The organism is Kitasatospora sp. GP82, from assembly GCF_029892105.1.
Lineage (GTDB): Bacteria > Actinomycetota > Actinomycetes > Streptomycetales > Streptomycetaceae > Kitasatospora.
Window position 1 is genome coordinate 1 of sequence record NZ_JARZAJ010000059.1, and the last position, 14,294, is coordinate 14,294.

The window sequence follows — 14,294 nt, forward strand, 5'->3', positions numbered from 1 at the left end:
CGACACGACAGGTCACCACTCCCACGGGGCCACCGACCCTATGCCCGACCAACGAAAAGGCAGACCTCAAGATCGGAAAGACAACAGCTTCTAAAGGAGCAGAACCAGGACTCTCCAGCCGGGCCGCGATCGAGATCCCGCCGGTCGTCGCAAGTGGCCGTTGACCCTGGTAGACCGGAGTGCGGCGGCCCTCGTCAGCCCATTGTGGTGGTCAGAGGGTGTCCCAGAGCTGGTCGGCGGCGTCGTTGCACGGCCACTGGATGATCGGCGTGCCCCAGGACGTGCTGCCGCCCTGGTCGCTGATGCACATGTTCGAGTTCTTGTTGATCAGGTGGATGGGCCCGGTGTCACTGCCGCTGTGGTACCAGATCTGGTTCGCACCCCCGTGGCAGGTCCACTGGTCGAGCTGGGTCCCCGCAGTGGTGCTCCAGCCGGGTGCCTCCAGGCACAGCCCGTTCATGTTCTGAATCTCGAAGCCGTCACTGGAGGGTACGAACGACCAGGCCTGGTCGGAGTTGTTGTTGCACTGCCACTGGATGGCCGACGTCCCGGCCGCGCTGCCGCCCCCGGATATCCCGAGACAGAGCCCCGACTTCTGGTTCTGCAGAGCCGGCGCCGCCGCCGAGGCGCTCTGCTGTGACGCCACCGTCGACGAGACAACCAGCGCGAGCAGGGCGCCCGCCGTGCCGGCCGTCCGCCCGAAGCTGAAGGTCTTGTGCATGTCCTGCTCCCTGGTCATGGGTGTCCGCTAATGCGAACTGACACTTTGCCACAATCGTCGGCCCGGCCGAGTGAAACGGCCCGTCGGACGAACCGACGGACCGTCACCAACGATCAGGCCTGATTGGCAAGGGGAGCCGTGTGGCGCTGGGTGACGCGGCATCAGTCGGGGGGGCCGTGGCCAAGGCGTTCACCGGGGTCCGCGCGCCATCGACGCTCGGCACCTTCCTGCGCGCATTCTCGTGGGGCCATGTGCGCCAACTGGAGTCCACCGCGCGGGCATTCATCTGCAACCTCACAGTGCACTGCAACCTGCTGCCGGGCGGGGACCAGGTCGTGCGCCTGGACATCGACTCCAAGGTCAAGCAGGTCTACGGGGGTGCCAAGCAGGGCGCGGAACACGGATACACCAAGGTCAAGGGCCTGCACTTCCAGATCGTCACCGCCTCCACCCCGCTCGCGGCCCCGGTGATCGTGGCCACCCGCCTGCGCCGGGGCGCGGCCGGCTCCGCGAAGGGCGCCGCCTCGCTGATCGCCGAGGCCATCAAGACCGTGCGGGCCATGGGCGCCACCGGCGTGATCACGGTCCGCGCGGACTCGGCGTTCTTCTCCCACAAGGTTGTCGCCACCTGCCGCCGGGCCAAGGTCCGCTTCGTGGCGGGGATGCTCTCGGGGGCGGACAGCATCGACGACCTGGACGTGCTTCGGCACGTCAACCGTGACAACGATCCTCAGCCGCCGTTCACCGCACTTCAGCGCAATCTTTCACCGCCACCCCGGCCCTCCCGTTCACCACGCCCCCTCACAACACGACGCCTGAACAGGAAAGACACACCAATCAGACCCCGGTGAACAACAACGCCGAACCAACTGAAAACCACACGCCGATCATCAGGCGGCCGCGGAGGCGAAGCCCAAGGTGTCCCGGGCGGACCGGTTCCAGCTCCACCTGACCGCGCTGGCCGAGTTCGTCGAGCGGGAGGGCCACGTGAAGGTGCCGCGCGGGTTCAAGACCACGGAGGGGTTGTCGCTGGGTGCCTGGCTCAACAACACCAAAGCCCGCCGGGCCAAGCTCAGTGGGGAACAGATCGGGCAGCTCGCGGCCCTCGGGGTCGGCTGGTAGACCCGGCCCGATCACGTCGCGGCGTTGCGCACGGGGCTGCTTCGACGAGTCGGTGCACGGCCGTCTCCGGCAGGCAGGACCTGATCGCCAGATCCACAGGGATTCTCGCGGCAGTTCCGGGATGCCCGTTCTATTTGATCCGAAACTCAAAGGCTTCCGTTTGTCGGGCCGCTGACCTGCGGAGACGTGCTGCAAGGCCAGGATCCGGAGCGTTTCGGGTCAAATACTTCCGGGGCTGCGGGTCACACGTGCCGATCAGCAGTCCTGGACCCGTGACAGCGTCCCGACAGGATTCTCACTCGACCGACGGGACAGCACACCAGACGCCGCAGCACCTACGCCCTCACGGTGAGAACTCACACAGGGTGTGCTGGTGGAGCTCGCCGATGTCTTCGTGGATGAACTTCGCCTGGGTGCGGAGCGAGCCGGCGGCTTCGGCGAGGTCGGACATCTGGGGAGCGGTGGTGGCAACCGGCTCGGGCTGTTCGATCAGGACAGCCGTGGGTGCGGTCGACGATCCTGCGGGCTCACTCGGCAGTCGCGCGGGTCAGCCCACTGAGGTCGAGCAGTTCGTGAAGGCGTTCGGCGGGCAGGTTGGGGTTGGCGGCTGCCCCTTCGGCGACTTCAGGGTCTTCCAGAAGTGTCGAGACCAGGTCAGGCGGGAGGAGGGGGTTGCCGGCGGCGGCCCGGCGGACGCCGCTCTCTGGGTCGGCGAGCAGGCGGATGGGTGGCTGATCCAGTGCGGTATCAGCGGCAGCCAGTGCGCGAACCTCTGGATCCTCGTGGTCGAGGAGGGCTTGCAGGCCGGTGCGGGGCAGCTGGGGCAGCGTCAGCAGATACGGGCGCTGACGCGCAGTGGTGATGAAGGCGTCGAGGACGGTCCCGGGCGGCGTGAGCGGGTGGTTGCAGGCCAGCAGGTGCCGCACGTGCGGGTCGGAGTCGTTGGCGAGGCGATTCACCAGGTCGTCGGGGAGCCCGGGAGAGGTCGCGGCGACTCTGCGGAGCAGAGGATCCGCGGATACCGCGCACGCGCTGTACCAGTCCATGTCCGGTTCTGCGAACATCACGGCTAGCGGGCCGATCTCGTCGGCCGTGCGGCCGACGACCCGGTCAATGACATCGCGTTGCGCCCAAGTGCGTGGCAGCGGCTGCAACAGTGCCCGCGTCCGAACCGCGCAGTCCGGATCCTTCGCCAGTTCCGCCAGCAGATGAGGATCGAGGTCGGCTCTGCTGGCCACGCGTTCGCGCACGCGGGGATCGGGATCGCGCGCAAGACGAGCGACGGCATCGGCTGGGGTGTGGCGGTTTTGCGCCAGAGACCACAGGTCGCGTCGGTCGGCGAGGCACGCCTCGACCACAGCGTGCGAGAGGGCGTAATTGTTATGGGGAGGGTTTCAGGCTGTCCGTTGTCCGTATTGAGGTGCGCTGGGCAGGTCCGGTGATCTCTCGGACTGAAGTGGATCACCGCGCTCGTTGGTCACTCCTGGGGGTGATCCTGGATCGGGATCAGATGGGTTCCGGCCCTCGCTGAGATGGGGCGGTGGTCGTCCAGCCTGGTGATCTTGCTCTGGTTGGCAAGGACCTGGGTCAGGCGGGTGTTCTCGATGGTGAGCCGCCGGATGTGGTCCTCGTAGATGATCAGGTGGCGGGTGAGTTCGCTCTTCTCCCGGCGGAGCCTGGCGATCGTCTCGGCGTCGGAACCGGTGCAGGTGCGGGCTGGCGGCCGGCTGCTGCGACGTTCGGCGTCCCGACGGAGGAGGTCGGCGGTCTCGTCCGCGAAGTCGCGATAGAGGGTCTGGCGGGTGATCTGCAGCTGCTTGGCCAGGGCCGTGACGGTGGCGGCCCGCCCACTGGTCGCGGCCTCGCTGAGGACGACGTCGACGGCGGTCTGAACGATCTCCCGGGTCAGCTGGTGTCGGCGGACGTTCATCCGGTCACCGCCGGCCGTGGCGGGCGGGCAGCGCGGTGAAGGAGGCCGGCGATCTCGTCCCGCCGTTGCATCAGCCGGGCCAGCACCAGAGGCGCGAGGCGGTCACCGAGTGCCAACTGGTGGTCGATAGAGGCGAGTTGTTCTTCCCAGGAGCGGATGTTGTCGGCGGTGAGCGCGACGTTGCGGCACTCCAAGGGCTTGCAGCCGCCCAGGTTCGGCTCCATGGCCTTCGTGCCCGGACGCTCACACATCCGCCGGTCGGGATTGTCGCTGCAGGTCACGAACTTGCCCGGGTAGATCTTCGGATCGCTTCGCTTCATGATCTTCTGCATCTGGTCGGCGTCGGGGGTTCGGCCCAGGAACCGGGTCCGGGTCCCAAACTTCTCCAGCCGGGCTTGGGCCTCGCCTGCTGAGGGACCGTGGAGCTGCTCGTGCTCGTGACCCTCGACCATCGCATGCAGTTGCTCGCCGCGGGCGATGGCCGACTCCTGGTCGGCCTCCGCCCGGAACCCCGACTTCGAGGTGCCGGCGTAGCCCTCGAACATCTGGACTGAGAGATGCCGGTAGGCGATGGCCCCGGCGATACTGCCGCCTGGCCGCCGGGCGATGAACCAGGCGAGTGTGCGCCGGAACTGGCCTGTGTGCAGTCTCCAGGCCCGGCTGCGGACGAGCGGGATCGCGTCCTTCCGGCCGTGCTCCTGGCAGTAGGTGTTGATCCAGTCCCGGAAGCTGTTGAGGTCCTTGTTGGTCTGGTTGAGACCCCTGGTCTGGTTGCTGCGGTTCTTGGCGTACTCCTTCGAACAGGGTGGCAAGGCGAACAACCAGTTCTGGTCGCGCAGGTGAATCTGCTCAAGAACCTGGATGGCGCGGACGACAGGCTCCCCGACGACCCAGGTCGCGCGGGTGCCGGTGGGCTTCCCCTCGCCTTTGAAAGCCAGGCTGGTGATCTTCCTTCGGCAGACCCGGCCGCTGGAGTCAGTCTCGATCCGCAGGCATCGGCGGCGGATGTGTTTGACCTCGCTGTCTCGCATGCCGCTCAGGTAGGAGGTCGTGATGTAGGCGGCGGTCTGCAGGAGACGGACCAGCTCGGGCAGTTCCTGGTAGGAGATTCCAGCTCTCCATGGTCGGCCGTCCAGCTGGCCGCGGATCTCGGTCCAGAGCCAGGCGGACTGGGCGACTCCGAGCTCGTCCTTGGCTCGGTTGATGGCCGCCATGGCCTGCTCGGAGTAGAGCGAGCTCCTGTGGCAGCCGACCTCCCGGGAGAGGTGGGGGATGTTGACGCTGGTGCCGTCGCCGAGCTCGTGCCCGGGAAGCGGACGTGCGACGGCCCGGTAGCGGTCAAGCACTGGCGCCAATCGGACCAGCAGAGTGCCCTGGGCCTGGTCGCGTGACAGAGCGGGCGCGTCCCTGAGCCGAGCCCATTCCCGTAGGGCGTTCAGGATGTCGTCCGCGAAGTCGTCGAGGAACCGAAGGGTCCAGACCAGGAGGGGGGCCATGACCTGCTCGGGGATCCGCGCGTTCTTGTTCTCCCCCCGCCGCTGGCCCTCCTTGTCCTGGCACCACTCGTCAAGCCGCGTGGGGTCGAACGCGAGGTGGCCGGCGGGCATCGCGTGCCGGTAGGTCCAGAGCAGGCTGACCGCCCGGCGCAATGTCTGGCGACGGGCTTGTTGCGGCTGCGTGGCCAGCAGGTGCGTCTGGTAGTCGATCAGGTCACCTGACGTGATCTCACCCAGACTTGGGGTCCCGCGCTGGTCAAGCCAGGAGAAGAACCCGCGCAAGGCCGAGAAGTAGCCGTGGATCGTGATCACGCTCGCGGTCTTCTCGCCGGGCATCGGCTTGCCGGCCAGCAGGGTGAACATGAGCTCCTTGACCGCTGAGACGTAGGGCTCGGGAAGAGCACGGAAGTCGAGTGTGTGGGCGGTGGTTTGGCGTTGATGAACAGCCGGGGTGAGGGACCAGACCTGGTCGCGGAAGCGCGATGTAGTTGCGCGGGCCGTTCCGCGGCGAAGCCTGCGGCGGGCCAACACCAGGGCGTCGGACTGGATGGCCGCCGCTGCGTGTTCGGCAAGGGGGTGAGTCAGTCCCATAGCTCCTCGGCCGGGCCTTCGAGGAGGCTGAGCACGGTGCCAGCCGGTTTGATCCGTTCGGCTTCGGCCCGCTCCTGTGGGGTGAACTTGGGCAGGATGTCCTCGTTGATCGCCAGCCAGGCTTGGCCGAACAACCGCCACCACCGGTCCTTGTCCATCCGCTCCCAGAGGGCGGCGAGCTCGTCCAAGAGGGCGAGCTGGTCCGGCAGGTGGGCCTGAGTGGAGATCGCGTTGCGGCAGAAGAAGCAGTTGAGGAACGACGTCGAGCACGGGCCGTCGTTGAACGGGCCGCTCCGGTCGTCAGTGCAGCTCATGAAGGCGGTGTCCTTGCGGCCGTCGAGGACCTCCTGGACCGTCACCACGGGCAGCCCCGTGCGCCGGGCGGTGCCGTCCAGGTCCGCACGGGCTTGCTCAACCGGCCCGGGGACCACGCGGATCTGCCCTTCGTGCCCGGCAAGCGCCCTGCGGTGGACCGCCCTGGCCGTTTCCTCCGCGTCCGCGATGGCCTCCGAGACGACGCCCGCGGCCCACTCCTGGACCAGCGGATCGTCCTTTAGGTAGTTGGCGAACAGCACGTCCTGGGTGTTGGTGCGGGTGGAGGACGGCAGGTGGCTGCCGGTCTCGCGGGTGTATCGCTGGTCGCTGGTGGTCTTGAGCCGGTTGAGGTTGAGCTCGAAGCCCTTGATCGCGGCGAGTTCGGGCTGGGCCTGGGCCCAGTCGTTCAGGTCGATCCCCCGGCCGAGGCTGGCGGCGAACGGGTCGATGTGGCGGGCTGTGTCGGCCTTGCCGTTCTTGTAGCCGTTGACCCAGACCGACCAGATCCGTTCGGCGTGGGAGAACTGCCTGGCCCGGCGGGTCAGTCGCTCGACGAACAGGTAGTAGCCGCCGGCGGTCCGCAGTCGTTCGCTGTCCTTGCCGATGTCCCAGGTCACCTCCTCGAACCACTTCTCGGAGCCCCGGCGGCGCTTGATCGCGTCAACGACGACGGCCCGACCTCCGACGATCCGGTGGGCGGCCCGCAGTTCCTTGACCGTCTCGCCGTTGCAGCCGGTGGCCACGACGCCGAGCACCACCAGTGGGGCCAGGTCGGCGAGCGTCAGGAACAGCGAGCCGGCGAGTTCGAGTCGACCCCGGAAGTCCCAGGTCTGGGTGCCGGGCACCATCAGGGGCGGAACGCGCCCGGTGCGGGCCATCTCCGCCAGGTGCTGCCCAGTCGTGCGGTCCTTCTCGCTCAGGTCCTCGGGCTGCTGCTGGTAGCGGGCAAGGAGGTCTTCGCCAGCCCGGATCCGCTGGGCGATCGAGACGGCTGAGCGTCGGGCCGCGGCCCAGATCTTGAGGAAGGTCTCCTCGTCGTAGCCGGGGACGCCTTCGCGGTCGGCGCGGTCGACCGGGACGGTCTCGGCTCGCAGCTCGTGGACGTCGGGCCGCACCCGTTCCGGCGGCTGGACGGCGCCGATCAGGTTGAACAAGTCGCGCATCTCGATCACGGTCGACCGCAGCTTCATCGTGGTGCGGCGGTGCAGCCGGTAGCGCTTGAGGTGGGAAGCGGTCAGCCGGGAGACGTCCTGTGGTGGGCGGGGCAGCTGATCAAGGAACCGCAGCAGGCGGACGAGCTTCTGCCAGAGGTTGTTGGCGCTGGCCAGGGTTGACGCGGTGTCGATGTGCCCTGAGGTACGGCGGGCGAACGCCTCGGCGAGGTCGGCGTGCATGCCGGGCAGCGGCAGGCCCTCGAAGGAGTAGAGACGGCTGCGGCCGTCCCGGCCCTGGAAGTCGACCGTCCAGGTGCCATCGGACCGCTGCCGGGCCCGGTGCGGCGGCTCGTAGATTCCCTCGGCAGGGAGGGCCGCCGTCCGGCCGGAAGCGGTGTGGCCGGTCATGACGGGCACCATGCCATCTCGAACTCGCCGTCCTCATCGAGGTCGAGCGTGTCCGCCAGCGACAGGCACTCCTCTTCCTCGACCGCTCGGGCCATGGCGTCCAGGTAGGGCTTGTCCGGGTGTTCCCACAGGTCCGGGACCAGCGCGAGGCGGGTCTCCATCTCCAGCGATTTCAAGCAGTGTAGGTAGGTTTGGGTGGTTTCCAACGAGGCGTGTCCGAGTCTGATGCGGACCCAGTCCAGCGGGTCACCCCAGATGAGCGTGTAGTGCCGCCGCTGCTGCGGCGTCATCGCTCCGAGCGCCGTCAGGTGGGCCCGCTGCAGCTGTTCCAGGGTGATGACCGCGAAGCTGTGACGTAGGGCATGGGCGTGACAGGTGATCTTCAGGCCCAGGCGTCGGCATCGCTTGCTGGCCTCGCGGAACACCCACTTCCAGGCGTCCAGGGTGAGCGGCATCCCGTCCTCACCGAGCCAGAGCATCGCCGGCTCCAGGCCGTCGGGGGTTCTCACCAGCAGACGGAGCCTCTCCTCGGCGTCGAGGTCGGCGACGTCGCGCCACCGGTCCCGGGACCAGATCCGTGGGTCGTGGGGATCCTCGATGATCAGTGGGTCCAGGATCTGCTCGTAGCGGCCGGCCGCCTGGGCGGCGGCCACCGCATCGGCACGGTCGATCTCGATGTAGTCGCCGAGGCTGCGAAGCACACTGTCCGGCCAGTAGATGTCGCGGCAGGAGCCGTTCTTCGCGATGGCCGGCGGCAGCCAGGAGTCGTAGTAGGCCCGCGTGCCGTCATGGTCGGGCACCTCGTAGAGGGTCAGGGCTGACTGTTCCTCAAGCCGATGGCCGGTGCGGATCATCAGGTCCGCGTAGGCCGCGTTCCGGGCCGTCCGCTTGCCCCGGAACGTCGGGTCCTTCAGGCCCGTGGGCAGGTATCCCCGGATTCCGACATCTCGGAAGGCGCGGTAGGTGGCAGGTGGGAGCCAATCGACCCGTCCGCGTCGGGCATCCGGCCTGCGGGCAGTCGGCGTCTGCCCCAGACGTCGGCCAGGGCGGTGGTCTCGCTTGGGTCGTTGGGCGATGGGGTTCTGCTCGACGAAGCCCTTCCGAACGGCCCAGGTGTAGACGCCGTTGACGGTTGTCAGCTCGCGGTTCCAGGTCGAGGCGTCAACACGGGGCCCGGCCGGGTCGTCACACCTCCAGACCTCATATGCCTCGCGATCTCGCTCGGTGGCGTCCCGCCAGCTCCGGGGCCGAGCGTCGTCGGGCCCCTCCGCCGGAACCGGGGGCCGGTGGTTCCACAGGAAGTTCAACTGCGACTTGAGATCCCGGGCCGCCGCCAGCTTGGTGTGGCGCGAGCTTCCCGTCATCTCCGGGGACAACCAGTAGCTGTTCAGTTGGATGTCGTACGTGCCGTCCGGGCACATCAGGTACGGCGTCCCGTCGGCGATGCCCTCGGCTTCCAGCCAGGCCGCCATGTCAACACCGGCCGTCAACTCGGCGAGCAATGGCCGTGGCTCTCGGGGCATGATCCGGCGCCGTCTCGTCACACCGAGTCTCCACAGCACGTTGAGAACAACGACCCGATCAGCTCTCGGACACTGTCCAACTACGCATAAGGGTTGACGAGCAGGATGGACCGGCCGTGGCAGTCACGTTCAGGCAGGTCGGCTTCCATGGCCTCAGGATCCAGGATCCGGCTCTGATACCGGGCGGCGTCTCGTACGGCCGGATCGGGGTCGGCCAGCAGGGCATCGCGTTGCCCAGGTGTGAGCCACAGCCACAAGCTGGTTGCCTGGCGCCGCAGTTCGGGGCTCTTGTGATCGGGCATCTTGCGGCGGAACGACTGTGGTATCTGCCCGGAGAGCGCCAGTTCCTGTCTGATCTCGTCTGCGGTCAGCAGCTGACCCTGTCTGCTGTCGCCTTGCGCAGTCAGCAGGATTTCCAGCACGTCGTCGGGCAGTGCGTCAACCCGGCCCAGTCGCGGACGCGGGCCTGAGGCGAGGGCAGCACGCACGAATGCCTCAGCGTCGTTGACCAGCCGACCACGCTGCTCTGGAGCGGCGTGGCGATTACTGGCGAACCTTCGGCGGACCACGGGCTCCGGATGTGCGACCACTGCATCGATGACGTCTGGGGGAAGGTCACGCTCCTCGCAAAGGATCTTCCATCCTGCGCGGCCAGCCGGCTCGAGCAGGCGCAGCAGGACCTCGGACGGCGCGGCTGGGTTGGCCGCGACGCCGCGCAACCACAGGTCCGTGAGGGGGAAGGAGGGCATCGGGACATCGTGGCAGCGATCACGTCGTCGTGTCGACACTCTCAGCGGTCGCTGACGCGCCCGGAAGTTCCAGGTCAATCGCCCAAGGTCATTCACGAAACTGCGGCCACTGTGGCGGGTTGGTCCAGGAAGGGCCTGGGCAAGGTGGAGCGCGCTCTCGGCCGGGGTGCGGACGTGGCACAGCGCGGCGATGGGTTCGGCGGCCTGTTCGGCATGCCGCTGGGGGCTTTCGGGGCGTCCAGGTGGGACGGCGGCCGGGCGGGTCTGGGGCGGTTGCTGGCGGCCCTGGCCACGCTGTTGGGGGCCGAGGGCGCGGGCCGTGCCGGGGCCGAGGGCGCGCCGGGACGAGGAGGTGCTCCGGTTTAGCGAACGCCGGGCCGGGCCGGGTGACGGCCCGCTCGTCTGGTGGCAGCCCCGGCCGGCCAGGGCCCACCAGCCAGCGCCGCAGGCTCGGCCACGACCCGACCTATGCCCACCGCCACCACCCACATCCCCACCACCAAGAGGAGTAGAGGGGCGCACAGGAAGGGTTGTCCTAATTTCCAGCCGCCTTGATTGCCACTCTGACCTGTGCCGATGCCGCCTCCGGTCCGGGCCGGGGGTGCAGACATCAGGAGCCCCGTCAGGAGTTACATCAGGAGCTGCATCAGGAGTGGCAGGAGGAGTCCACCACCGGCCCGCCCAGGCATCCCGCCGCGCGGCTGGACGGACCGCTGGCCCTGGCCGCAGCGGCGGTGCGGCCGGCATCTGCCGGACGCCACCCTCGAACAACAGCCTCGCAGGGTGGAGACCCCCCTGCCGGTGGGACCGTCACTGCGGGCGGCGGCCCGCGGGCTCGGTGGCGGGCGCATTTTGGGACGGGGCTGGGACGCGGGTGTCCCAGCCCCAGATGACGCCCGCGCCGCTGCTGTTCTACGGCTCGGGGCTGCGGTTCCGTTCGGTGCTACAGGTGCGGACCGATCACCAGCACGGTGATGACCGCGACGTCCTCACCCTGGTCGTTCTCCGGGTAGGTCGGTAGCCACAGCGCCGTTACCGGCCGCTGTCTTGGTGAATTGTCCAGTGTCAGGCGGCTGTTACTCCGCCTTCGGTGGAGTCGGTGGAGCGGCTGAGTTTCTCCCAGGCGTCGAAGTCGTCCTGGACGCGTTGGCGCCCGGCGGTGACCAGGCGTAGCGCGTCCGAGCCGAGCAGGATATGCACGGGAGGCTTCTCCGCGTCTAGTCGTTGGTCTAGAAGCGGGACGCGGTCAGCTGACCTTCCACCGCCGGCAGGGGCTGGTCCCGCCCGGCGCGCCGTCGGTAGGCCAGCCAGATGCCCAGCACGGCGAGCGCGGTCACCGGCCAGGTCGAGATGCTTAACGGGCCGGCGAGCAGCGGGTCGACGAGGCGGCCCGATACCTCGCGGGTGAGCGGCAGCGTGAACTCGTTGAGCGACAGGTGCGCCGCGACGGCCGCCCACACCGATCCGGTGGACAACCGGACGGTGGCGATCACCGTTCCGAGCAGCATGGCGGTCACCACGGCGACGGGTATGCCCAGCAGCACCGAATGGCCGGGGTAGCTTCCGCCGAGCGCCGTCATCGGGACGTGCCACGCCCCCCAGATCGCGCCGCCGATCAGGAGGCCGCGGGTCCTGCCGTAGCGGAGCAGCCGGGGCAGCAGGTAGCCCTGCCAGCCGAGTTCCTCGCCGAAGTACAGCGGAACGGACAGCAGCGCGCTCAGCACGAGCGGTATGACCGTGGCGGGCCCGGGCAGGTGCGCGGGGGTGTACCAGCCGACGAGCGTGGCCACGGTCAGGCCGGCGGCGGTGAGGCCGAGCGGGATCGTCAGCGCGACCGCGACGGAGCGGACTTCGTGCCGCCACGGTGTGGCCCTGGCGAGTCCGAGGACCCGCACGGCCTGGCGCGGCCCCCGGCCGCGCGCGGTGAGACCGAACGCGGCCAGCGCCGGCACCAGCATCATCAGGATCATGCACAGCGCCGCGAGCCGCGGCGTCCCCTGCGCGGCGCTCGTCCGGCGGAGGCCGTCCACCCAGAGCGGGATCATGGTGATCCACGCTCCGACGAAACTGATCGACAGGAAGAGGATGAGATCGGAGCGAGAGCCGCCCGAAGCGTTCGTTCGTTTCATGGCCGTGACGCTACGAACCGCGGGGCGACCGGGGCGATCGTGCAGGCTCGCCGACCGATGGTGTAGCACGCTCCACTGCGCCGGGGGCCGAGGAGGGGAAGACTGGCCGCCGTGAACGACATATCGATGACGCGAGCGAGCGCGGCGCGCTCGGCCCGTGCCGCCGGGTACTGCGCGACCGTGTTCGGCCGCGGACTGGCCCTGGTCGTGCTGGTGCCCGTCCTCATGTACTCGGCCGTACTCTGCCTGGTCGGCGTGGGTCTGCTCATACTGCCGCACGAGCTCCGGCTGCTGCGCCGGCTGGCCGACGGCGAACGCGACCGGCTGGGACGGTGGGCGGCGACGTCCACCCCACCGGCCGGACCGCACGCGCGAAGGCGCCTGATGGCGGTGCTGTCGGACCCGGCAACCGGCCGCGACCTGCGGTGGGCGGCAGCCATGGCGGTCGCCGGCACCGTGCTCGGGCTCATCGGCGCGGCGCTGTTCCTGTTCCCGGCGGCCGTGCTCGTGCTCGTCGGCCTGTGGTGGCTGTTCCCCAGGGACGATCCGATCAGGCTGATCCTGAACGTCCCGATCGACAGCTGGGGATCCGCGTTCTACGCCGGAGTGCCGCAGTTCCTGCTGAGCGTGCTGCTCGCCCTGTTCGGCCCGCCGCTGCTCGCCAGGCTGGCGGCGGCCGTGAGCCGGTGGCTGCTCGCCCCCTCGGCCGCCGCGGTCCTCGCCGAACGCGTGTCGACGCTGGACCGGACACGCATCGGGGCGATCGACGCGCACGGCAACGAACTGCGCCGCATCGAGCGGGACCTGCACGACGGCACCCAGGCCCGGTTGGTGTCCCTGGCCATGCAACTCGGGCTCGCCGAAAGGACGCTGAGCGCCGACCCCGCGGCGGTCGGCCCGCTGCTGACCCGGGCACGGGAGGGCGCCGAGGAGGCGATGGCCGAACTGCGCGACGTACTGCGCTCCGTCTACCCGCCGATCCTCGCCGACCGGGGCCTCGCCGGTGCGGTCTCGGCGGTCGGCGCCCGCTGCCCGGTGCCCGCCACCCTCGAACTCGGCGAACTCGGCGAACCCGGCGAACTCGGCGACGTACCGGCCCAGATCGAGGTCGCCGTGTACTTCGCCATCACCGAGGCGCTCACCAACGCGGCCAAGCACGCCCACGCCGGCTCCGTATCGGTCACCCTGGCCAGGGCCGGCGGCACGCTCCGCGCGGAGATCACCGACGACGGCCGCGGCGGGGCAGCTGAGGGCGGCGGCACCGGGCTGCGCGGCATGCGGCAGCGCGTCGAGGCAGTCGACGGCGTGCTGCGGGTCCAGAGCCCGCCGGGCGGGCCCACCGTGATCACCGTGGAGTGCCCGTGCGGATCGTGATCGCCGAGGACAACGCGCTGCTCGCCCAGGGACTCACCGCGCTGCTGGAGGCCCTGGGGAACGAGGTGCTCGCCACGACCGAGGACGCCGAGTCCTTCGTGACGGCCGCCGTCACCCACCGGCCGGACGTGGCCGTGGTGGACGTCCGCCTCCCGCCGTCCTTCACCGACGAGGGCATCAGAGCCGCGCTGCGCGCCCGGGAACGTGTCCCCGGCCTGCCGATCCTCGTACTCTCCCAGTACGTCGAGGACACCTACGCCCGAGAACTGCTCGCCGACGGCACCGGCGTCGGCTACCTGCTCAAGGACCGGGTCGCCCGCGTCGACGACTTCCTGGAGGCGCTCCACCGGGTGGCGGCCGGCGGCACGGCGCTGGATCCCGACGTGGTCCGGCAGCTGCTCGCGACGCGCGGCAACCCGCTGTCGCGGCTCACCGAGCGCGAACGCGAAGTGCTCGCGATGATGGCCCAGGGATACGGGAACTCCGAGATCGCCGATCGCCTCGTGGTCACCGAGCGGGCCGTGCACAAGCACGTCGGAAACATCTTCGTGAAGTTCGACCTCCCGCCCGAGGACAGCGGCGACCGGCGCGTCCTCGCAGTTCTCACCCACCTCGGAGCCCCTCAGCGCCGATCCCGACGGCCTGGACCGGAAGCCGCTAGCTAGATCGTCTTCTGGCGGCCGATCCTGGCTCCGACTGGAGCAGCGGAACCGGGAAGGGGGTTCAGGACGCCGAGGCCGTAGATCGTCTTGTGCCGGGCGATCTCAGCCCCGCGCATGAGA

14 protein-coding genes and 1 pseudogene are annotated in these 14,294 nt (G+C 69.2%); 6 read left to right on the top strand and 9 right to left on the bottom strand.

Annotated elements, in window-relative coordinates:
* Positions 1-211: 211 nt before the first annotated feature.
* Complete coding sequence (locus P3T39_RS33775) at positions 212-721, bottom strand: RICIN domain-containing protein (protein ID WP_280703099.1); 510 nt, start codon at positions 719-721, stop codon at positions 212-214.
* Between the two features lie 140 nt (positions 722-861).
* On the opposite strand from P3T39_RS33775, the gene P3T39_RS33780 reads away from it, so the two are divergent.
* Entirely contained in the window at positions 862-1,572 is a 711-nt protein-coding gene (locus tag P3T39_RS33780; RefSeq protein WP_280703100.1) for a transposase, read from the top strand.
* 67 nt (positions 1,573-1,639) lie between these two features.
* Complete coding sequence (locus tag P3T39_RS33785) at positions 1,640-1,843, top strand: helicase associated domain-containing protein (RefSeq protein ID WP_280703101.1); 204 nt, start codon at positions 1,640-1,642, stop codon at positions 1,841-1,843.
* A 527-nt stretch (positions 1,844-2,370) separates the two neighbouring features.
* On the opposite strand, the gene P3T39_RS33790 is transcribed toward P3T39_RS33785, so the two are convergent.
* The 6 genes from P3T39_RS33790 to P3T39_RS33815 all read right to left on the bottom strand — a co-directional run bounded on the left by P3T39_RS33790 (position 2,371) and on the right by P3T39_RS33815 (position 10,009).
* Entirely contained in the window at positions 2,371-3,093 is a 723-nt protein-coding gene (locus P3T39_RS33790) for a hypothetical protein (RefSeq protein WP_280703102.1), read from the bottom strand.
* A gap of 227 nt (positions 3,094-3,320) precedes the next feature.
* Complete coding sequence (locus tag P3T39_RS33795; RefSeq protein ID WP_280703103.1) at positions 3,321-3,773, bottom strand: hypothetical protein; 453 nt, start codon at positions 3,771-3,773, stop codon at positions 3,321-3,323.
* Complete coding sequence (locus tag P3T39_RS33800) at positions 3,770-5,860, bottom strand: hypothetical protein (protein WP_280703104.1); 2,091 nt, start codon at positions 5,858-5,860, stop codon at positions 3,770-3,772. Before P3T39_RS33800 ends, P3T39_RS33795 begins: the two co-directional genes overlap by 4 nt.
* Positions 5,851-7,737 carry a hypothetical protein gene (locus tag P3T39_RS33805; protein WP_280703105.1) on the bottom strand — a complete coding sequence of 629 codons (1,887 nt, stop codon included), beginning with the start codon at positions 7,735-7,737 and terminating at the stop codon, positions 5,851-5,853. Before P3T39_RS33805 ends, P3T39_RS33800 begins: the two co-directional genes overlap by 10 nt.
* On the bottom strand, positions 7,734-9,260 hold the full coding sequence (locus tag P3T39_RS33810; protein ID WP_280703106.1) for an integrase: 1,527 nt from the start codon (positions 9,258-9,260) through the stop codon (positions 7,734-7,736). The genes P3T39_RS33805 and P3T39_RS33810 overlap by 4 nt, the downstream gene beginning before the upstream one ends.
* 80 nt (positions 9,261-9,340) lie before the next feature.
* Positions 9,341-10,009, bottom strand: a complete 669-nt coding sequence (locus P3T39_RS33815; RefSeq protein WP_280703107.1) for a hypothetical protein — start codon at positions 10,007-10,009, stop codon at positions 9,341-9,343.
* Positions 10,010-10,120: 111 nt separating this feature from the next.
* Between P3T39_RS33815 and P3T39_RS33820 the strand changes: the two genes are divergently transcribed.
* Positions 10,121-10,375, top strand: coding sequence for a hypothetical protein (locus P3T39_RS33820; RefSeq protein WP_280703108.1), 255 nt, complete (start codon positions 10,121-10,123; stop codon positions 10,373-10,375).
* Positions 10,376-10,883: 508 nt separating this feature from the next.
* The gene (locus P3T39_RS33825) at positions 10,884-11,030 is read left to right on the top strand and encodes a hypothetical protein (protein ID WP_280703110.1); all 147 of its coding nucleotides are present in this window, start codon (positions 10,884-10,886) and stop codon (positions 11,028-11,030) included.
* Positions 11,031-11,074: 44 nt separating this feature from the next.
* Here the strand turns inward: P3T39_RS33825 and P3T39_RS33830 are convergent.
* Positions 11,075-11,221: pseudogene (locus P3T39_RS33830) on the bottom strand (short-chain dehydrogenase/reductase); the annotation flags it as partial.
* A 17-nt stretch (positions 11,222-11,238) separates the two neighbouring features.
* A complete protein-coding gene (locus P3T39_RS33835; protein ID WP_280703111.1) occupies positions 11,239-12,138 on the bottom strand; it encodes a CPBP family intramembrane metalloprotease in 900 nt (299 codons plus the stop codon).
* A 111-nt stretch (positions 12,139-12,249) separates the two neighbouring features.
* Between P3T39_RS33835 and P3T39_RS33840 the strand changes: the two genes are divergently transcribed.
* Together P3T39_RS33840 and P3T39_RS33845 are read left to right on the top strand one after the other, a co-directional pair.
* Positions 12,250-13,512, top strand: coding sequence for a histidine kinase (locus tag P3T39_RS33840; protein WP_280703112.1), 1,263 nt, complete (start codon positions 12,250-12,252; stop codon positions 13,510-13,512).
* The gene (locus P3T39_RS33845) at positions 13,500-14,177 is read left to right on the top strand and encodes a response regulator transcription factor (protein WP_280703113.1); all 678 of its coding nucleotides are present in this window, start codon (positions 13,500-13,502) and stop codon (positions 14,175-14,177) included. Before P3T39_RS33840 ends, P3T39_RS33845 begins: the two co-directional genes overlap by 13 nt.
* Positions 14,178-14,294: the final 117 nt, after the last annotated feature.